This is a genomic window from Vibrio sp. Y20_XG_PY13, from assembly GCF_024181925.1.
In the GTDB taxonomy this organism is placed as follows: domain Bacteria; phylum Pseudomonadota; class Gammaproteobacteria; order Enterobacterales; family Vibrionaceae; genus Vibrio; species Vibrio parahaemolyticus.
In genome coordinates, this window is record NZ_JAMZAL010000002.1 from 652314 (window position 1) to 672501 (window position 20188).

Annotated in this window: 17 protein-coding genes; 5 read left to right on the plus strand and 12 right to left on the minus strand. The window is 45.6% G+C overall.

Translation table 11 applies throughout. The features are described from left to right. Positions 1–4 precede the first annotated feature (4 nt). Together msbA and NL646_RS08045 are read right to left on the minus strand one after the other, a co-directional pair. Complete coding sequence (gene msbA, locus NL646_RS08040; RefSeq protein ID WP_253664066.1) at positions 5–1753, minus strand: lipid A ABC transporter ATP-binding protein/permease MsbA; 1749 nt, start codon at positions 1751–1753, stop codon at positions 5–7. A gap of 31 nt (positions 1754–1784) precedes the next feature. Beyond that, positions 1785–4043, minus strand: coding sequence for a DNA internalization-related competence protein ComEC/Rec2 (locus NL646_RS08045; RefSeq protein ID WP_140383518.1), 2259 nt, complete (start codon positions 4041–4043; stop codon positions 1785–1787). 8 nt (positions 4044–4051) lie between these two features. Between NL646_RS08045 and NL646_RS08050 the strand changes: the two genes are divergently transcribed. Continuing rightward, positions 4052–4561 (plus strand): DUF2062 domain-containing protein, encoded by a 510-nt coding sequence (locus NL646_RS08050; RefSeq protein ID WP_005456245.1) that lies wholly within the window; start codon positions 4052–4054, stop codon positions 4559–4561. 204 nt (positions 4562–4765) lie between these two features. On the opposite strand, the gene lolE is transcribed toward NL646_RS08050, so the two are convergent. The 3 genes from lolE to lolC are packed head-to-tail and all read right to left on the minus strand — an operon-like array spanning position 4766 to position 7921. Next, positions 4766–6010 (minus strand): lipoprotein-releasing ABC transporter permease subunit LolE, encoded by a 1245-nt coding sequence (lolE, locus tag NL646_RS08055; RefSeq protein ID WP_021449343.1) that lies wholly within the window; start codon positions 6008–6010, stop codon positions 4766–4768. A 2-nt stretch (positions 6011–6012) separates the two neighbouring features. After that, positions 6013–6720 carry a lipoprotein-releasing ABC transporter ATP-binding protein LolD gene (gene lolD / locus NL646_RS08060; protein ID WP_025554247.1) on the minus strand — a complete coding sequence of 236 codons (708 nt, stop codon included), beginning with the start codon at positions 6718–6720 and terminating at the stop codon, positions 6013–6015. After that, on the minus strand, positions 6713–7921 hold the full coding sequence (gene lolC / locus NL646_RS08065) for a lipoprotein-releasing ABC transporter permease subunit LolC (protein WP_253664067.1): 1209 nt from the start codon (positions 7919–7921) through the stop codon (positions 6713–6715). The genes lolD and lolC overlap by 8 nt, the downstream gene beginning before the upstream one ends. A gap of 264 nt (positions 7922–8185) precedes the next feature. Here lolC and NL646_RS08070 point away from each other — a divergent pair, with 264 nt between their 5' ends. The 4 genes from NL646_RS08070 to NL646_RS08085 all read left to right on the plus strand — a co-directional run bounded on the left by NL646_RS08070 (position 8186) and on the right by NL646_RS08085 (position 13758). Further along, entirely contained in the window at positions 8186–8755 is a 570-nt protein-coding gene (locus tag NL646_RS08070) for a PilZ domain-containing protein (protein WP_015296459.1), read from the plus strand. A gap of 5 nt (positions 8756–8760) precedes the next feature. Next, positions 8761–12222, plus strand: a complete 3462-nt coding sequence (mfd, locus tag NL646_RS08075; RefSeq protein WP_021449346.1) for a transcription-repair coupling factor — start codon at positions 8761–8763, stop codon at positions 12220–12222. A 7-nt stretch (positions 12223–12229) separates the two neighbouring features. Further along, positions 12230–12997 carry a peptidoglycan binding protein CsiV gene (locus NL646_RS08080; RefSeq protein ID WP_021449347.1) on the plus strand — a complete coding sequence of 256 codons (768 nt, stop codon included), beginning with the start codon at positions 12230–12232 and terminating at the stop codon, positions 12995–12997. A 212-nt stretch (positions 12998–13209) separates the two neighbouring features. Then, on the plus strand, positions 13210–13758 hold the full coding sequence (locus tag NL646_RS08085; RefSeq protein WP_253664068.1) for a GNAT family N-acetyltransferase: 549 nt from the start codon (positions 13210–13212) through the stop codon (positions 13756–13758). Positions 13759–13887: 129 nt separating this feature from the next. Here NL646_RS08085 and NL646_RS08090 read toward each other — a convergent pair whose 3' ends face one another. The 7 genes from NL646_RS08090 to hinT all read right to left on the minus strand — a co-directional run bounded on the left by NL646_RS08090 (position 13888) and on the right by hinT (position 20105). Beyond that, the gene (locus NL646_RS08090) at positions 13888–15177 is read right to left on the minus strand and encodes an NAD(P)/FAD-dependent oxidoreductase (RefSeq protein ID WP_005456272.1); all 1290 of its coding nucleotides are present in this window, start codon (positions 15175–15177) and stop codon (positions 13888–13890) included. 536 nt (positions 15178–15713) lie between these two features. Next, positions 15714–16253 (minus strand): alpha/beta hydrolase YcfP, encoded by a 540-nt coding sequence (ycfP, locus tag NL646_RS08095; protein WP_005456278.1) that lies wholly within the window; start codon positions 16251–16253, stop codon positions 15714–15716. Between the two features lie 74 nt (positions 16254–16327). Then, entirely contained in the window at positions 16328–17209 is an 882-nt protein-coding gene (gene thiK, locus NL646_RS08100) for a thiamine kinase (protein ID WP_021449349.1), read from the minus strand. Between the two features lie 24 nt (positions 17210–17233). After that, entirely contained in the window at positions 17234–17824 is a 591-nt protein-coding gene (gene lpoB, locus NL646_RS08105) for a penicillin-binding protein activator LpoB (protein WP_253664069.1), read from the minus strand. 66 nt (positions 17825–17890) lie between these two features. Next, positions 17891–18283 carry a YcfL family protein gene (locus NL646_RS08110; protein WP_005456243.1) on the minus strand — a complete coding sequence of 131 codons (393 nt, stop codon included), beginning with the start codon at positions 18281–18283 and terminating at the stop codon, positions 17891–17893. Further along, positions 18283–19680 carry a COG3014 family protein gene (locus tag NL646_RS08115; RefSeq protein WP_005495934.1) on the minus strand — a complete coding sequence of 466 codons (1398 nt, stop codon included), beginning with the start codon at positions 19678–19680 and terminating at the stop codon, positions 18283–18285. Before NL646_RS08115 ends, NL646_RS08110 begins: the two co-directional genes overlap by 1 nt. Positions 19681–19754: 74 nt before the next feature. Continuing rightward, positions 19755–20105: a purine nucleoside phosphoramidase gene (gene hinT / locus NL646_RS08120; protein WP_005461572.1), complete on the minus strand. Its 351-nt coding sequence runs from the start codon at positions 20103–20105 to the stop codon at positions 19755–19757. Between the last annotated feature and the right edge of the window lie 83 nt (positions 20106–20188).

Sequence of the window (20188 nt, forward strand, 5' to 3'; positions counted from 1 at the left end):
GCAATTATTCGCCAAACTGGATGCGATGAAGTTGAGCGTAAGCGCCATTCTTAGCAATCAAGTCTGCGTGATTACCTCGTTCAATAATGACACCGTCGTCTACGACTAGAATCTCATCGGCTTTTTCGATCGTTGACAAGCGGTGAGCAATCACCAACACAGTTTTATCTTTCTGCAGCTCATCTAAGGCAGCTTGGATAGCACGCTCAGATTCCGTATCCAATGCGGAGGTTGCTTCGTCAAGAATCAGTACAGGCGCATCACGCAGTAACGCACGAGCAATAGCTACACGTTGGCGCTGACCACCAGATAAGCTCGCGCCGTTTTCACCGATCATGGTATCTAAACCATTTTCCATCTTACTGATGAATTCCATTGCGTGAGCCAGCTTCGCTGCATGCTCAATATCGCTGCGCTGGTACTTATCTTCCGTCGCGTAAGCAATGTTGTTTGCTATGGTGTCATTGAAAAGATGTACGTTTTGCGAAACCAAAGCAAACTGCTCACGCAAGTTCTTCAATTCATAGTCACGAATATCACGGCCATCCAATGTAATCGAGCCACTGTCTACGTCATAAAAACGGTTAAACAAGTTCGCAATGGTACTTTTACCTGAACCTGAACGCCCCACTAGAGCGACCGTTTTACCTCGAGGAATATCAAAACTGACATGCTCTAGAGCCGGCTTTTCTGAACCTACATACGTGAAGCTGACATCTTTCACAGATACATCACCCTTCGCGCGCTCAACCGTGTATTTACCTTCGTTTTTCTCTGGTTCTAAATCGATCAGAGCAAACAAAGTTTGGCTTGCTGCCATACCACGTTGGAATTGAGAAGTTACGTTTGTCAGTGCTTTAAGTGGGCGCATCAAACCAAACATCGCAGAAAAGACCACGGTAAAAGTACCCGGAGTCAGCTGCTCTTTGATTGAATCAATACTTGCCAGATAAAGAACAGCAACAATCGCAAATGATGCAATCATTTGAATAATTGGGTTTGCCGCAGCCTGAGCCGTTACCAACTTCATGCTTTGTTGACGCATTTGGTTGCTGACTTTATCAAAACGTTGACGTTCAATGTCTTGACCACCGTAGCTCAATACGACTTTGTGCCCTTTTAACATTTGCTCAGCCGATGCGGTCACATTACCCATCATCGTTTGCATGTTCTTAGAGATTTTTCTGAATCGTTTAGAAACGACACCAATACCCCAAGCAACCACAGGCGCTACAGCAAACAGCACTAATGACAACTGCCAGCTGTTGTAAAACATCAGAACAAGCAAACCAATAATGCTTGCGCCTTCACGTACGATGCTCACTAACGCTTGGCTCGTCGCCGCAGAGACTTGCTCTGAATCGTAAGTGATTCGAGAAAGCAAGTTACCCGTTTTTTCTTTGTCAAAGTACGATACAGGCATGTGCATAAAGTGATTAAACACCATGCGTCGTACTAGCATCACCACATTGCCAGAGACCCAACTCAAACAATACGTGGAGACAAAACCACTCGTGCCACGAATGAACATCATGACAAATATAATTAAAGGAAGTGTACGTAGAAAATCAGAATCCGCATTACCAAAACCTTCATCGAGAAGCGGTTTTAGTAGAGAAATCATATAAGTATCAGAGATAGCATTAATCACTAATGCAATGACGGCAACGATAAGGCCAGACTTGTAAAGGCGGATAAATTGCCAAAGACGTTTAAACGTCTGCCAAGTCGTTTCATCAGTATTTATCGACATAGAAGTGCTTTATTTTCTTACAGTAAGACTCTTATTCTACTCGGTTACGCAGCATCTGCCTATACCAAGGCTCAATTGTCTCACGACGTTTACTTTCAAAACGCCAGTTATTGCCATCAAGTAAGATTGTTATTTGGCCATCACTTCCAGTGTCTAACCAACTAACACCACTATCGGTATAGGCCTGAACGACTTCAGGTGCAGGCATTCCCCACTGGTTTAGTTTTGCCGTTGACGCAATAGCCAAGCTAGGCTCAACAACATTGATAAACTTAGGATTAGAAGAGGTTTTGCTTCCATGATGCGGCACTAGCATTACATCACTGCGCAGCTTTTCTGGCTCTCGAAGCAGTATCCATTCGCTGATGGCTTCGATATCACCAGTGAACAACATTTTAAAACCTGAACTAGGGTCTTCCAGACTGATGACACAAGAGTGGGGGTTGTATGCACGTACAACAGGTTTAGGAGGCCAAAGTACCTCCATGTTCAACCCTTGCCACTTCCATTTCTCAGCAGCAATACAAGGCTGATAATGTAAAAAGCTCTGGCTGCTTAGTTTGTGTTTAGGTGAAAAGTACTGCTCTATCACTTTTCGGCCGCCAGCATGGTCATTATCGGCATGACTTAAAATCATCGTATCGACACTTGAGTAACCTCTGCGGTGCAGTACTGGCGTAATCACTTGCTCAGCTATACTGCCGTTTTGCCAAGCCTTGCCCGTATCATAGAGTAAAACTCTCCCCTCTTTTTCAACCAGTACCGCCAACCCATGCCCGACATCAAGCACATCAATACGCCAAGTTTGGTTATCTTGCTTAGGAAACAACCCTGTCACCACAACAATTACACAGACAAACATCCAAACGTAACGAGGCATAACATGTCTTAAAACGAGCACGGCACTCACTACAGCAATAACAAATGTCCACTCGGCACTAATGGGTTGCCAAGTTCCTATGGCATATCGAACCGACCAACTTAGTGGAACCAGGAATATGTCAAGCAAATACCATAGAACCTTCGCCAACATAGGAAAGAGCAATGACGCAATTAAAGCAGCAAACATGATTGGAACGACAACAAAGCCAAACCAAGGAATGAAAACCAAATTGTAGACTAAAGAAGACCAGCTAAATCCAGAGAAAAAATAGCCACTGATCGGGACAATCAATAAGCTCAGTATCAGTTGAGTCAACAAAAGTATCCGCAACTTTCCTAAACGACCTTCCTTCGAGTCTTGCACTGTGTTAACCGCAAACAAAACGGCACCAACGGATAAATAAGACAGCCAAAAACTCAAACTAAAAGAAGCAAAAGGTTGGAAGAAAAGTTGCAACGCCACGGCCAGTAGCAGTACGCGCCATGGGCTCCAATGAACAAGCCAATACTTCAAAGCAATATAGATGATACAAACAGAAACGGCTCGGGTCGTCGGCAAAGAAAAATCAGCAAGCCAAGCGTAAACAATGGCAAACGCCAACCCACTCACTGATGGCAGAAACCAATATCGCGGCATAGCAAGCCGAATAAGCCCACCAAGGGCGAGCCCAAACGTCAGTGCCATCCCAATGTGTAAACCAGAAATCGATACAAGATGCAGTAGTCCGCTGTCACGCAGAGACTGCCAATCCTCTTTCGTAAGCCCAGTGCGATCAGCAAAAGCCAGTGCTTTGATTAGAGCAAAATGCTCAAGGCGAGAAATATCACGCTCAACAGTTTGAATAATAGCTTCGCGCCAAGACGAAGAAGTACGAATGACCCAGTATGAATCTTTAGTTACGACCGCCCTTGCAACAACACCACTTCCCATTGACTGCTTTTCTGCGTCGAAACCCGCTTCATTTCTGAGGCCGATAATGGGCTTAATCAAAACGTTAGTCGTAAACTCACTGTTAACAGCTAGTGGGAATGGCGTTATAAGGCGGACTTTAGGTTTAAGAAAAGGTAACAGAGTGTGAGAATTCACTTGTTTTATCGCTACGACACCTTCATATCCGTGACTTATTTGCGTAAAAGAGCTGTCAACTCTACCAATTATGGTACTATTCTCACCTGCTTGAAAAAGGGCTTGTCTCTGATACTCCATAATATTGCCGTGGACGATGACAACCATAAAGCCCACAATTACGCCTATGCTAATTAAGCCTCGACGTAATTTAATTATTGAGCCAGTGGTAATTATTCCCAGCAGCAACCAACGCCAATCCGGCATCGTCGGCCACCATGCAGACGAAATTACGCTCGCGACAAATAACGCCAAGGTCCAACTTTTTTCTAAGAGAGTCATGTCGTCCTATGCCTAGAAAGCTGATAAAACGCTTCATGCCTGATCACGAAGTGATCAAACGCCAAAAAGCATTGAAGGTCTTCGGCAATGTGTTATACAACCCGAACCTTTGGTGCTTAAACCGTCGCTCTGCGTCAGGTGCTTTTGCCGTTGGCCTATTTATGGCGTTTGTCCCGCTTCCGAGCCAGATGATCATGTCTGCAGGTTTAGCCATTTTAATGGGCGTAAATTTACCTCTGTCAGTCGCTCTCGTTTGGGTCAGCAACCCTATTACCATGCCAGTCTTGTTTTACTTTGCTTACAAGCTCGGTGCATGGGTCATGCATGTTCCACCTCAGCCATTCCATTTTGAGCTATCTTGGGACTTTATCATGCAACAGATGAGCACGATTGGGCCTCCATTCCTATTGGGGTGCGCAATTTGCGGTGTGGGTTCTGCGATCATTGGTTATTTCGGTATTCGCGGATTGTGGCGCTACTCTGTCGTTCGCAGTTGGCAAAAACGAAAAGTAAGATAAGCGGATAAGACGCTAAAATCATTCGTTGCGACATGGCTTGAGGTTCAAACGACAATAAAGCTGAAACGAAATGTAAGCAAAGAATGAAAAGATGCTAATGAATACAAAAAAGGACCATGAAAGGTCCTTTTTTGTATCTAGTGTACTTAGCAAAATAAGTCATCGCTAACAACGATGTCTACGAGGCTAGCTTTCCTTCCTTCGCTACTTAGCACTCAAAACTGCGGCAGGGTTCAGTTTCGCTGCGCGAGAAGCTGGGTACCAAGTGGCCAATAGGCTTAATACGATAGCGGTGGTCGACACCAATGCGACGTCAGGCCAATGCAACTGCGATGGAAGAAAGTCCACAAAGTAGATGTCACCCGATAAAAACTGGTGTCCTATTAAGCCTTCAAGCCCCTTAATGATTGGAGTTAAATTCAACGCAACCAACACACCAACAAGGCTACCGACAAGGCTACCAAATACTCCAGAGAAGACGCCCTGCCAAACGAAAATACGTTTAATCAGACCATCTTTTGCCCCCATCGTACGCAAAATCGCGATCTCTGCTGCGCGGTCCTTCACCGCCATCATCAATGTCGAGACGATATTGAAACACGCCACACCAATCACTAATACCATGACTAAATACATGATCGTGCGTACCAACTGAATGTCACGGTAGAGAAAGCCAAACTGCTGCTGCCAACTCTTCAAATATACGTACACATTCACTAGGTTGCCGACTTCTCGAACGATCGAAGGCGCATCAAGAACATCATCGGTTTTTAGAGAAATTCCAGTTACCCCGTCTCCTAAACGAGCGTATTGCTGAGCATCCGCCAGCGGAACTAAAGCCAATGAATGATCAATTTGACCGTTCAACGTCAAGAAACCCGCCACTTTGACGCGCACACGTTTTGGCGCTTGAACTTTATTCGTGCCACCCGCTTGAGGAATCATCAACGTGACGTAGTCACCGACTTGCACCTTCAACTCATTTGCAACCCCTCGACCTAAAATCACTTGTTGTTGGCCTGAGTAAAAGTTTTGCCATGCCTCTGGATCAATAAAGTCAGACATGCTCGACACCGCTTGCTCATAGGCAGGATCCACACCACGCACTTCAATCGCCTTTAGTTTACTGCCTTTTTCGGCTAAACCTGTAAATCGGACGTACGGTGCGGCAGCAACGACATGCTCATGTTGCAGCGCTTGGTTCATCGTCTTGGTGTAGTTCTGCAGTGGCCCATTAACCCCTTCTAACTCACCATGAGGAATCACGGACAACACACGCGACTGAAGCTCACGCTCAAAACCATTCATCGCCGAAAGGCCAATGATGATCACCGCCACGCCTACTGCAATACCAATGGTTGAAGAAAGAGAAATGAACGACACCATTTTGTTGCGCTTTTTCGCACGGCTAAAGCGTCCACCAATCATTAATGCTAAAGAAGAGAACAAAACTAGCCCTCCACCGATGCAGATTTGGTCATCAAACGATCCACCAGAAGGCCATCTTGCATGTGCATCTGACGGTCCATTTTTGCTGCGAGTTCGTTGTCATGCGTCACCACCAAAAAGGCGATGTTCGACTCTTTGTTTAGTTCACGCATCAAATCGTAAATCGCCAAAGCCGTATTATGATCCAGATTACCAGTTGGTTCGTCAGCCAAAACTAAGTCAGGCTTGTTCACAAGAGCACGAGCAATGGCCACGCGCTGGCGCTCACCACCAGACAGCTCTGATGGGCGATGATCCATACGATGGCTCAAGCCCACTTTCTCAAGCAGCGCTTTTGCCGCCTGTTTAGCTTCTGTCACTTTAGTACCGCCAATCAGCAGTGGCATTGCGACATTTTCAAGTGCCGTAAAATCAGCAAGTAAGTGGTGAAATTGATACACAAAACCAAGATGTTTGTTGCGAAGAGCAGCCTGTTTATTGGAGCTTAACGCCGATAGGTTCTGCCCTAAAAAATCCACTTCACCTTGCGTAGCGTCGTCCAATGCGCCAAGGATATGAAGCAGCGTACTCTTACCAGAGCCCGATGAGCCAACAATAGAAACGAGCTCACCTTTATCGATATCAAAGCTCACGCCTTTCAACACTTCCGTATCCAAGGAACCTTCTCGGTATACTTTACGAATATCACGACATTCTAATAGCTTATTCATAGCGAAGTGCCTCAGCAGGTTTAACAGAAGATGCTCGGTAAGAAGGATAAACAGTAGCAGCCAGACTCAGAGCAATCGCTAGCACTACCACTAATAGAATTTGGAAAGAATCAATCACAATTGGCAAATGCCCGCCAAAGCTGAACAGAGCCACGCCAGCCGATTCCAAAATGGCGTTGAGGTTGAGTGACAACGCCACGCCAACCGCTCCGCCGACAATAGCCCCAATCACACCACTACTTGCGCCTTGCACCATGAAAATCGTCATGACTTGCGATTGCGTCATACCCTGCGTTTTCAAAATCGCGACTTCAGATTGTTTTTCCATCACCACCATGATCAAAGCAGAAATGATGTTAAACGCTGCAACGCCAACAATGAGACCCAGCATTAAGCCCATCATGTTCTTTTCCATTTTCACAGCTTGGAAAAGCTCACCACGTTGTGCACGCCAATCACTCCACTGCCAACCTTCTGGCATCGGTTTATCTGCGAAATCCGTCACCATAAATGGGTCAGAGAAAAACACTCGCCAGCCAGATACGGTATCTTTGGGCAGGCGCATTAACTTAGCTGCATCCGCCATATTGACGATCATAAGCTGACCATCGACATCCGAACCGGTATTAAAAATACCAGCCACTGTGAAGTTGCGCTGACTAGGGATTCGACCAAGAGGGGTAAACTGCGTGGCGTTTGTCACCATTAAACGAACTTTGTCGCCAATAGAAACCTTAAGAGAGCGCGCTAAACTGTGGCCAAGAAACACTTTGTACTCTCCCGCTTGAAGAGAAGACAAACGACCCGCAATCAAATGGTTGGCAATCGGGTCGCCTTTCTTAGGCTCAATCCCAATCAAATAACCTGCCGTCAGTTGTGCCGAACTTTGAATTACCGCCTCTCCGCGAACAACAGGTTCTGGCTCAGCAACATCCGACATCGCTTGAATGAATTGCGGCGCAGACTCCGTCAGTGGAGTGCTACCATCATGTTGAGAAATCACCGCGTGAGGAAGAACACCAAGAATGCGCTCTTTCAGTTGTGCTTCGAATCCGTTCATAACCGAAAGCACAGTAACCAACGCCATCACACCGATCGTGATGCCCGCCGTCGACATATAAGAAACAAATCGGCTAAACCTATCTCCGGAGCGTCCCCGAAGATATCTCAAGCCAATAAACAAAGAGATAGGATGATACATACAGGACAAACCAACTGGTTTTCTAATAAGGGCGATTGACCCTAGTTCTAAATAATAAGAGTTATCTTACCTTACTCTTCTCATGAAGAAGACAAGATAATCGCTAAATTTGTCAACGACATGCAATAAGTCTGCATTTAGGGCAAAAAGTTCAAACGCAGTAGTGGTAAACTTGATAACTTCATTCAGTTAGCGATAATCAGTGCCCTATCCCTCTTATTATTCGTGAAATGAGAGTGCTCGCTGGCAACAAAGGACCGATTTATGACAGAGCAAGAATACTTCACCGTTCACCATAACCTCACCATTAACGTGGAAGCCTTGGGGACCGATTTTGCTTTGCCAGACGAAGAAACGTTTGTGTCAGAAATTCCTGCGCCTTTTATTGTCGCGAGCGAGTTCAGCCACTTAGATACATTGGCAGATAACGCACGCCTAGAGCTGCAAAATAAAGAGCTTAAACACGTTATTAGTTTGCTCGATACGCAAAACTCAAAGCTCAACTTACTGCTGAGCTTTATGTTGTCTCAACAAGATGATATTTCGGTTCGCTTCCAAACCACTCAATTTGGAGCAAGTCAGTTGAGTTACCGCTCATCAAGCCCAGTTGAAACGGACCAATTTGTCCGAGTGAAACTCTTTCTTGACCATCCTGCTGCGGCAATTTACTGCTACGCTCAAGTCGTAGAGTGTGTCGCCTCTGAGCAAGGGTTCGTCGTCACTCTTAGATATAAAATGCTCAGAGAAGCAGACCAAGATTTGCTCATTAAAGCCGCTTTATATCAACAGCAAAAACTTTTACGTCAGCGCTCACTGGAGCGAGATAAAAAATAACTCCTATGACCAAAGCAACGATACTTTCCGTCACCAATCCAACAGAGCGTGGCGACAAAAAACAACTTGGCAACTTACCCGGTGCAGCGCTGCCACTCGCCATTGCCGAACTGGCCAAGCAGCATTCAAGTCACTCACTACTGGTTGTGCCAGATCCGCAGATCGCGTTGAAACTGCAAGCAGAAATCGAACAGTTTACCGACCAACCGGTAAGCCTTTTCCCTGATTGGGAAACGTTGCCATACGACAATTTTTCTCCACACCAAGAGATAATTTCTGACCGTATTGCTCGCCTATACCAACTGCCAAATCAACGTGGCGGCGTCACTATCGTGCCAGTCAGCACTGTTCTTCAGCGCCAATCTCCGCGAGAATTTTTGTTACAGCACACACTAATGGTCAAAACAGGCGATAATTTCTCGCTAGAAAACCTGAGAGTGCAACTAGAGAACTCGGGTTACCGTCACGTAGACCAAGTATTTGGGCCGGGTGAATACGCGAGCCGAGGTTCGATTCTCGACTTATTCCCGATGGGCAGTGCTGATCCTTACCGTATTGACTTTTTCGATGATGAGATCGACACCATTCGCACTTTCGATCCGGAAAACCAGCGTTCTATTGAAGACATTCAGCAAATCCAATTGCTGCCTGCGCATGAATTCCCAACGACGAAAGAAGCGATTGAAGATTTCCGTACTCGTTGGCGCACCCAGTTTGAGGCGAGACGCGAGCCAGAATCCATCTACATGCAAGTCACCAAAGGAACGTGGCCGGCAGGCATTGAATACTGGCAACCACTGTTCTTCGACCATACCGAAACCCTGTTCGACTACTTACCTGAAGATTCGCAGCTGATCACATACGGCGACATTGAAGCAGCTGTCGACACATTCTTAAATGACGTCGAGTATCGCTACGATCAAAAGAAAATTGATCCTCTGCGTCCACTTCTTGCCCCACATGATTTGTGGCTCAAGAAAGACGAATTGTTTGCACACTTCAAACAACTTCCTCAGGCACAGCTCAGCCTAGAGAAAGTAGTGAAACGTGCTGGCCGCCAAAACTTAGCGGTACAAACACTGGCAGAACTTGGCGTTCAACAGCAAAACAAAGAGCCATTATCTCGTTTGCGCCAATTCAGCGAACAATTTACGGGCAAAATCATCTTTTCGGTGGAATCGGAAGGTCGACGCGAAGCTCTGACTGAGCTTCTGCAAGGCATCAAAGTTCGCCCAGTGGTACAAGAATCGCTGTATCACGCTTTAGAGTCAGACCACCGTTTCACGTTGATTCTTGGTTCAGCAGAACACGGCTTTATTCATGACGAGCTGAATTTCGCGCTGATATGCGAAAGTGACTTGCTTGGCGATCGCGTAATTCAACGCCGTCGCAAAGACAAAAAAGCCGTCAACAGTGACACTGTTATTCGCCACCTTGCCGAGCTGAAACCAGGCCAACCTGTTGTTCATATAGACCACGGTATCGGTCGCTACATTGGTCTGCAAACCCTTGAAGCGGGGGGAATGAAAACCGAGTATGTGACGCTTGAATATCAAAACGACGCCAAACTTTATGTTCCCGTTTCCTCGCTAAACTTGATCAGCCGTTACTCTGGCGGCGCTGAAGAAACGGCTCCTCTGCACAAACTTGGCGGTGAAGCATGGTCGAAAGCACGTCGAAAAGCGGCTGAAAAAGTACGCGATGTTGCAGCAGAGCTACTTGATGTATACGCGAAGCGTGAGCTAAAACCGGGCTTTAAATTTGCCTTAGATCGTGGCCAATACGCGACCTTCAAGGCAACATTCCCGTTTGAAGAAACCGATGATCAAGCCATGGCAATCAACGCGGTGCTTTCCGATATGTGCCAAGCAAAAGCCATGGATCGCTTGGTGTGTGGTGACGTTGGTTTTGGTAAAACAGAAGTTGCCATGCGTGCGGCCTTTGTTGCTACGGACAACAGCAAGCAAGTTGCCGTACTCGTGCCAACAACCCTGCTTGCTCAGCAGCATTTTGAAAACTTCCGTGACCGCTTCGCGAACTTGCCAATCCGAGTCGAGGTGCTTTCTCGCTTCAAATCAGCCAAAGAGCAAAAAGTGATTTTGCAAGATGTTGCCGATGGCAAAGTTGATATCGTCGTCGGTACGCACAAATTGCTCTCCAGCGACATCAAATTCAAAGATTTGGGTTTGTTGATTGTCGACGAAGAGCATCGCTTCGGTGTTCGTCAAAAAGAGAAAGTCAAAGCGATGCGCGCCGATGTGGACATTCTTACCCTAACGGCAACGCCGATTCCTCGTACGCTGAACATGGCAATGAGTGGTATGCGTGATTTGTCGATCATCGCCACACCACCAGCACGCCGTTTAGCTATCAAGACATTTGTTCGTGAACGTGAAGAGTCCGTGGTGCGAGAAGCCGTACTGCGTGAAATTATGCGTGGTGGTCAGGTTTACTTCCTACACAATCAGGTAGAAACCATTGAAAAAACGGCAGAAGACTTACAAAAACTCATTCCAGAAGCCCGTATTACCGTGGCACATGGCCAAATGCGTGAACGCGAACTAGAACGCATCATGAATGATTTCTACCACCAGCGCTTTAACGTGTTGGTGTGTACCACCATCATTGAAACGGGTATCGACGTTCCGACGGCCAACACAATCATTATGGATCGTGCTGACAACCTTGGCTTGGCGCAACTGCATCAATTGCGTGGCCGTGTTGGTCGCTCTCACCATCAAGCTTATGCTTATTTGTTAACGCCACATCCAAAAGCAATGACCAAAGATGCCATTAAACGTCTCGATGCCATTGCTTCACTGGAAGACTTAGGCGCGGGCTTTACTCTGGCAACGCACGATTTGGAAATTCGTGGCGCTGGTGAACTGCTTGGTGACGAACAAAGTGGTCAAATTCAATCGGTTGGTTTTACACTGTATATGGAAATGCTTGAACAAGCAGTCGAAGCGTTGAAAGAAGGTAAAGAGCCATCATTGGATGATCTGCTTCGTGAACAAACAGAAGTGGAACTGAGAATCCCTGCGCTACTGCCTGATGATTACATTCCAGACGTCAATACGCGTCTGTCGATGTACAAACGAATTGCGAGTGTGAGCGACAGCGATGAGCTATCCGAATTAAAAGTTGAGCTGATCGACCGCTTTGGCTTACTTCCTGATGCCGCGAAGAACTTGCTGGCTGTCTCAGAATTGAAATTTGCCGCAGGTAGTATTAAAGCGAAGAAGATAGAAGCCCATGATAAAGGTGGATTTATCGAGTTTTACCCTGATGCTGACATAAATCCAGCGTATTTAGTTAAACTCCTGCAATCACAGCCGCAAAAATTTGCAATGGAAGGTCCAACTAAGTTCAAGTTTAGCGTACCATTGGCGGACCGACGTAAACGCATTCAGTTTGTACAAGACTTACTGAATGATTTTAAACAGAATTTATTACCAACGAGCTAATAGTCGAATGAGAATATTGATCCCGTTATTGCTTCTATGTGTCTCAATGCCTTCTTGGGCTGCGCGTCAATTTGATATTGAAGTAATTATTTTCAAGCGAGCAGTCGACGCTGAAAGCACTACTGAATCTTGGCCAAACCAACTGCCTAAAATCGACATGGAAAATGTCGGCAGTTTGGACAGCGAAGCCTACCGCCGCTCTAAAGGCGTAACTCTGTTACCTCGCTCTTCTTTCCGCTTAAACGCACAAGAAGCGGCGCTGAACAATCATGCCGGATTTAAAGTGCTAAAACACGTAGCATGGCGTCAAGGTGATCGAGGTAAAGCAAGCGCGCCAATCTTTCGAATTGTAGGTGGTCGTGATTTCTCTGGCTCTTACAATGCAGATGGTAGCCCGATTAATGGCAATAACAGCTACTCTAGCGATGGCTATAACGAAGAAACCATCAACGGCCCACTGTATGAGTTAGATGGCAAATTCCAAATTTACGTGCAGCATTACTTGTTTGCAGAAACCACGCTGGATTTGCGTGAACCAAGCGTTCGTGAAGTTCGCTTTGAGTCTAAATCAACTGACCAGTTGAATGATGAACTCGGTGATGTTGACGGCAACGTTCAAGTGGGTAACCTCGCAGAAATCTCACCAACGGTGACTGAAGAAACCTTCTTAAAGAGCTACCGATTGGATCAAAAACGCCGCATGAAAAGCAGCGAAACGCACTACTTAGACAACCCTCTAATGGGAATGATCATCCAAGTGCGTCGAGTTAACTAAACTTCGACAGTTCTACAAAGCGCAGCAATCGCTGCGCTTTGTTTTATCTGCCACTTCATATCACCTAAACTCATTTAATCACAACCATGCCAGTAGTCACTCGGTTTGAAGCCTTAGCCTTTGAGCGAAGTAAACCCAAGCCAGCAACTACAATGACCTAAGGAACGAAAGGTCGGTATCTCTAAAATCAGCAATGGAAGTCGTATTTATTCATGAGCCCAGATTTTGAAATCATCACCCCTCGCCTAGCCCTTCGTCTTATCCCAGCAGATGACGCTCACTCGCTACAACGATTGCTCTCCCAATCCCCATCTTTGCATACTTGGCTTGATTGGTGTGACGCAGAAGTCTCGCTAAAAGATGCCCAAGACTTTCTACTAGCAACACGTTTAAATTGGGTCAAAACGGAAGCATTTGGTTTCGGTATTTATGATAGAGATAGCAATACCTTGCTGGGAATGGCAGCCGTGAATGAGCTTTACCATACGTTTAATATGGCGAGTATTGGTTATTGGGTAGCAGACCGTTACCAAAGACAAGGCTACGCTCAAGAGGCGATTAAAGCGTTGGCAGAATTTTGTTTTGCGAAACTGAGCTTAACTCGTATTGAAATCGTTTGTGATCCTGATAACAACGCCAGCCAAGCGTTGAGCGAATCCGTTGGAGCAAAAAAAGAAGCCATCGCCAGAAATCGATTTATTTTCCATGGCAAACCAAAAGATGGCGTCGTGTATTCACTTCTGCCAACAGATTTGCTGTAAGACAGCGGTAAGCATTAGAAGGTGTCAGTCTTATTTGGTACGGAACAATACAGAAACAAAAAGCCACCGACTTGCGGTGGCTTTTTCTATTCTATAGTTTCAACACTTAAACTGGCTGAATCGCCGATATTAGTGAAGCTTAAGGTTTGGACGCAATACACGGTTAATGCGGCCAACCAGCATCATCAAGCCTGTTTTGAACACGCCGTGAAGTGCCATCAAGTGCATGCGGTATAGTGAGATATAAACAACACGTGCAATACGGCCTTCAACCATCATCGAACCTTTGGTTAAGTTACCCATCAAGCTACCTACTGTAGAGAAACGGCTTAGAGATACTAAAGAACCATGGTCTTTGTACACATAGTTTTTCAACTCACGACCATTTAGCTTCGCCACAATGTTGCTGAACGCTTGGCTAGCCATTTGGTGCGCAGCTTGCGCACGAGGTGGCACAAATGAGCCGTCTGGTTGTGTGCATTGTGCCAAGTCGCCGATAACAAAAATATCGTCATCACGCGTTGTTTGCAGTGTTCCTTTCACAACCAATTGGTTAATACGGTTTGTTTCTAGACCTGCAATGTCTTTGATGAAATCAGGAGCTTTGATACCCGCAGCCCAAACCATGATTTGCGCAGGAATCTTTTCGCCATCTTTGGTAGTTAGGCCGTCTTTCTCCGCCTTAGTCACCATCGTTGCTGTACGAACGTTTACACCCAGCTTAACAAGCTCTTGATGCGCCGCAGACGAAATACGTGGTGGCAATGCAGGAAGAATGCGCTCGCCCGCTTCAATCAGATTAACATTCAGCTTGCTTGAATCTAGATCACCAAATCCGTAAGTGCGAAGTTCTTTCACGGCATTGTGCAGCTCAGCCGATAGCTCAACGCCCGTTGCGCCAGCACCAACGATCGCGATATCCACTGTACCGTTACCGTTTTTCGCATGCAGCTTTAGGAACTCATTGTTCATTTCTGTACGGAAACGGTGCGCTTGTTCTGGGCTATCTAGGAAAATACAGTTTTCGCGAACGCCTGGAGTGTTGAAATCGTTCGATGTTGAACCAATCGCCATCACTAGAAGATCGTATTCAAGCTCGCGGCTTGGCATAAGAAGTTCACCGTGCTCGTCTTTCAGCTCACTTAAAATGATCACTTTACGTTCACGGTCGATGTCTTGAAGGCTACCCATTTGGAAATCGAAGCTATGGTTTTTCGCATGAGCACGGTAGCTCAAAGCGTCAACACCTTCATCCAAAGAACCCGTTGCAACTTCATGCAACAGTGGTTTCCACAAGTGGCTCGCTTTACGGTCTACTAGCGTAATTTGCGCACGGTTCTTACGACCAAGAGTACGGCCAAGCTTAGTCGCCAACTCAAGGCCACCAGCACCGCCGCCTACAACGATAATGCGTGTCACAATGATTTTCCTCTACAAAAATGAATATATGGGGTTCAGCCCGATGTCTCACTCACAGCAAATCTGCGGTAAAACATCCAACCGATGAATTCTTGGTTCTTAGAGGTGTCTCAGCTTGTTTGGATTAAAACGGATGCCTATGTTTTTCGTTGTTATTACTGTTTGTTCATTGGGCATCATTAACATCGCCTGAAACATACGATTCCAGACAAAAGTGGGCAAGTTTCTCACTCGCTCTCAATTTTTTTTGATATTTATCAAATTATTTTAGTCTGGTTCATTATATAGAGCCATCCTTTGAAGGCAACCAAAATCCTTACTCTGGATGCGGATTGACTACTTTTCGACTACTCTACAACAAGGTATTCGTGCCACATAGTTCATCAGTAAGAAAACCATAGAAAGAACACAATATTCTTGCCTTTAAACGGCTGAAAATGTGAGCTGGAATAATCCAGCAAAAAGCGAAATGGGACAGATAGAAAAACAGCACTGCAAGCAGTGCTGTTTAAATCGTAAACAATGAGTTTTGCGTACTAGGTATTTTTGAACTCTTTCATCGCTTGAAGATGCTGAGAGATTTTCTTGAACTTATGTGACTGCGATTCATCCCAGATGATGTCGTAGTGCTTTTCTAACTCAGAAGCCGTTTTTGTATTGTCATGAATTTCATCTTCTTTCGACAAAATCACTAAACAGCGCCCTTGGTTTTTAGCTCGGAACTGATCTACACACTTCGTTGCAATATCTTCGTATTCTTCTGGGCGATCGATGCGACCAGCCATGGTGTTTTCTGGATGTAAGTTCGGATTGAACATCACTTGCTTAATACCACACAAGAAACCAATACGCTCAGACCAATACCCACCAAGGCCAACCCCACAGATAAGTGGATTAGGATCATCAGACTGATCGATAACCTTCGACACTTCTTTTAGCAGGTGCTGCATGTCATGTTTAGGATGAAGCGTGCTGTAATTAATGAAACGGACATCGTCATCGATGAACTGTAGTTGAAGAACTTTTTCGTGGTTACCTGGGCTTGTACTATCAAAGCCGTGCAAGTAAATAATCATGTGTACCTCTCCCTGTAAAATCTGGTACTTTTTTTAAAACTACCACTATTTCCTTACTGATAAAGGGGAAAACGTCACGAGTTCTCAAAACAGTGATCTTCTAAACACAATAAGTCTTTAAACTCTTGCGCACTGTTTAAGTATTGTTCATCTCCCCATAATTTATAAGCAAGCAAGTACCAAAGCATTGCCATCACTAAAGTGCGGGGTTGCCACGCTTTTACTCCTTCAAGCCAAACTGAGGTATTTTCAATATTTCGAATCTGGCAATAGCGTTCAACCGACTCTTCTATTGGCGAATCGGTAATTTGCAAAATGAGCGTTAAATCCAATCTTGGGTCTGCAAGGCTTGCGTACTCCCAATCAATGACTTTCACGCCCTGATCTCCCCTAACTAGGTTGTAACACCCCAAATCAAAGTGACACAGCGCTAACGGAATTTGTTCAACACTAGGTTCAGAACGCCAGTGTTTGTATAGGGTTTCAAATTCCGAACCGACGTACTTTCCTTCTAACTCCAACCAATAATGATCAATTCGTGAGATGTAAGAAAATGGCACAACAGGTATGGAGCTCGAATGGTATTGATGAATGGTCGCCGCGATGGGTAAGAGTTCTTCCAACTCGATACCATCTTTTGTCAGCGTGATCCCATCGATCCACTCCACTAATAACCCTTGCTCATGAACGAAGATCGGCTTTGGCCCGAGATTTAGCGGCTCGATCGCATGAAGAACTTGATACTCGTTATGACGAGAGATAGAAAAAGCCTTGCATACGTTGCTGGTCGGTCGCCAGACATAAGCAAGGCCTTGAGAAGATTCCAACCGCCAACAGCGGTTGGTGAGCCCGCCGGTGACGGTTTGCACCTTCACCGGTGGTTCTGAAAAGAAGCCATCTAACGCATTTAAGCTCGGATCTAACTGTTTTGCTTGTTGCCAAGAAAACCACGCCATTGATGACTTCTCCATTATGGTCAATTAAAGGCCAAATAGGCTCTTGGATTGCTCTTTGCGGATTTCTGTTTCATCAGCCCATTCGATTAGGCCTGTTTCCAAATCCATCAAACGCATTGTCATTTTGTAGTATACATCTTTATAGCTACCTGCATTTTTCACGATGCTAGAAAGGTTACCGTAAAGCATGTATTGCGCACCGACCATTTTACCAAACTGAATTGCTGTACTTTGGTTAACAAGCTCGTCCGTATTTTGGAAGTTAAGTTGTTCACGAACCGATTCTACGCGGTCCATATCAACAAAGCGGAATTTGCCTGAGTTCAGCATTTTAGTTGAGATGGTATCAGTGATCGATTCAGTGTCGATGTGCTCACTGGTTTTGTTCTTGATTCGCTCAACAAACACGATTGGACGTTGGTCACGAGTAATTGCTGCTACTGAACCTGACATCATCATGCTGTCTACCATCTCGCCAGCAATTTTTTGTAGGTCCGTCGAACCGAAATCGATGGTTGTGGTTTCAGTCGCTTGTGAATCACCGTAAGAGACTTTGTTAGAACAACCACCCAAAATAACGGCTAGACCTAAAAGAGCAATAATACTTTTTTTCATGAGAGTTCCTTAGTTATATCAATACCAGCGCATGTTGGCGCGGCAGCTACGGCAAAGCCGTTAAGATTAATCGTCTTGTGCTTCTCTAATTTGAACACGGAAATGTGTGCCATTTGGATTGACCGTGACTTCCGAAAGCGTCACAGATTCAAATCCACGCACGATCATTTTGCGCCAAGGCCCCGGTTTGGTGTTCACTTCCAAACCATTGTTGTCGTACCAGTAGAAGCGATAAAGAATATGCTGGTCACCTTTGTAGTTACTGCTTAACTGCACCACACCACGTGGTCGATCATCGACGTAAGTCGTGGTGATGTTGTCAACCAACAGTCGGCTGCCCAATACGTTATCGTTAAAAAATACGTTTTGTGTTTGGCCATCAACTCGGATCCCAGCAGTGTTGTCCGCACAACCTGCCAAACCGATAATGACTGCTAAGCCAATAAGCCATGCTCTCATTACAATCTCCCTAATTGTTTATGCCATACCGTCGAATGCGCTCCCTGACGAGAAACCCACACCAGTGTGGTTTGCTGCGCTGGTACGTCAAATTGATAGACTTGATCGCCTAAATTTAGCTGCTGTGTACCCGGCTTCACAATTTGTGAGGCCGTCTTCACTTGCGCTGGCAGCGTTTGCCAGCTTCGAGTATCTGGTTGTTCTGTTAACGTATTCCAAACGTTGAAAAGAATATTGCCCACGTCATCGCCTTTTTTCGCTGCTTCTTTTCTGATTCGGTCTTTCGCCCAAACGCGAATGGCTTGGCGAATCACTATTGTCGTTAAGCGTTCATTCAAATCATTCTGAGCCATGGCATTAACGTCAGCCAACGTACTAGAAGGCAGTTTTGTTCCATTCAAAGCCACATCACTAAAGCGTGGTGCCCCACGTTTCGGATAATAAGGTAGTGCCAATGAGTAGATTGCGCCATTGCCGCGACTGTCAAAAATAGGTAAATCAATACGCCAACCTTGCAAAGCCTCAACCACACCTTGCTCGTCAATCACAATGACGCGTCCTTGTGACTTATTTAACCCTGTCGGTGCCTTGCCATAGCGTTTTTCAAGCAGACGTAAATCTTCACGCATACCGAGCTTTTTCGCGGCGTACATCGTGCTTTCAATAACTTGTTTGTTATCTGGCATCACAGCCAAAGCGCGACGGTAATCCACATAAGCGCTGTTTAGATCGCGTGACGCTTCGTACAACAAACCAGAAAGATAGAAGAGATAGCCGTTTTGCACCGCACTGAGTTTTTTCCCTGCGTCTGGATAACTCGCGAGCACGCTGCCTAAGTTGGCTGACATACCTTGGTTTTTTAGATCTTTTTCTGCCGACTTCAGCTCTTTTTCACGCGCTTTTCTCGCCGCTTCCTGAACTTGGTTGGCACGACGAACTTCGACGAGTGCGCCTTCTAAATCATTTTTTTGTAGATAGTTCAGACCAAGGTATAAATGCAAAAAGCCGAGTTCGTAGTCTGCAGGTTGGTATTCGTTAAGATTGTCGTTTACAGCGAGTGAACCTACGCTCGTCGCTGTTTCAGAAACAGAAATGGTTGCTCGGTCTTGTTGAACACGTACCGCGCGGTCGCTCTCTTCGAGAGCTTTGAGGCTGGTTGGATAATCTTTCGCAAGGAATGAAATACGACCCTTTTCGAAATTGCCAAGGATCTCGCCACCGACGTCGCTCGATTGGAGTTGCTCAGCGTTGGCATAATTGCCAGCAACAACTGCCTGATAAACTTCTTGATTCTGGTCGCTGTAGTGGCTAAACAAATTGCCCGCAGACAAATTAGCGCAGCCAGACGCCATCAAGACCCAGCTAATCAGTCCAAACAGCTTCACACCTAATTTCACATTTATCTCCGCAAATGTGTGCTCAGAAAAGAATATAAATAGGGTGGCATAGGCACCACCCTTTTCAAATTAGCTTAGCTCAATACCATTGGACCTAAAGGACGACCGCCTAGTAGGTGCATATGGATATGGTAAACCTCTTGGCCACCATGAGGGTTGCAATTAAGGATCAAACGGTAACCGTCTTCAGCAATGCCTTCTTCTTTCGCAAGCTTCTTCGCCACAGTGAATAGGCGTCCCATCATTGCTTCGTCTTCTGCTTCCACATCGTTCGTTGTCGGAATCAACTTGTTCGGGATGATAAGAATGTGGCTTGGCGCGCGAGGGTTAATATCGCGAAACGCGGTCACTAAATCATCTTGGTAAAGAATGTCTGCTGGGATTTCCTTACGAATAATTTTACTAAAGATAGTTTCTTCCGCCATGGGGACTCCATTTTATAAAGGTGTGTAACCCATTTAGTATGCTCCAACCCAAAGCTGAGCTCAATAAAAAACAGTGTTCACTT

Coding starts and splice junctions, on each gene's coding strand:
- msbA (WP_253664066.1), bottom strand. CDS start 1,753: ATGTCGATAAATACTGATGAAACGACTTGGCAGACGTTTAAACGTCTT.
- NL646_RS08045 (WP_140383518.1), bottom strand. CDS start 4,043: ATGACTCTCTTAGAAAAAAGTTGGACCTTGGCGTTATTTGTCGCGAGC.
- NL646_RS08050 (WP_005456245.1), top strand. CDS start 4,052: ATGCCTAGAAAGCTGATAAAACGCTTCATGCCTGATCACGAAGTGATC.
- lolD (WP_025554247.1), bottom strand. CDS start 6,720: ATGAATAAGCTATTAGAATGTCGTGATATTCGTAAAGTATACCGAGAA.
- lolC (WP_253664067.1), bottom strand. CDS start 7,921: ATGTATCATCCTATCTCTTTGTTTATTGGCTTGAGATATCTTCGGGGA.
- NL646_RS08070 (WP_015296459.1), top strand. CDS start 8,186: ATGACAGAGCAAGAATACTTCACCGTTCACCATAACCTCACCATTAAC.
- mfd (WP_021449346.1), top strand. CDS start 8,761: ATGACCAAAGCAACGATACTTTCCGTCACCAATCCAACAGAGCGTGGC.
- NL646_RS08080 (WP_021449347.1), top strand. CDS start 12,230: ATGAGAATATTGATCCCGTTATTGCTTCTATGTGTCTCAATGCCTTCT.
- NL646_RS08085 (WP_253664068.1), top strand. CDS start 13,210: ATGAGCCCAGATTTTGAAATCATCACCCCTCGCCTAGCCCTTCGTCTT.
- ycfP (WP_005456278.1), bottom strand. CDS start 16,253: ATGATTATTTACTTGCACGGCTTTGATAGTACAAGCCCAGGTAACCAC.
- thiK (WP_021449349.1), bottom strand. CDS start 17,209: ATGGCGTGGTTTTCTTGGCAACAAGCAAAACAGTTAGATCCGAGCTTA.
- lpoB (WP_253664069.1), bottom strand. CDS start 17,824: ATGAAAAAAAGTATTATTGCTCTTTTAGGTCTAGCCGTTATTTTGGGT.
- NL646_RS08110 (WP_005456243.1), bottom strand. CDS start 18,283: ATGAGAGCATGGCTTATTGGCTTAGCAGTCATTATCGGTTTGGCAGGT.
- hinT (WP_005461572.1), bottom strand. CDS start 20,105: ATGGCGGAAGAAACTATCTTTAGTAAAATTATTCGTAAGGAAATCCCA.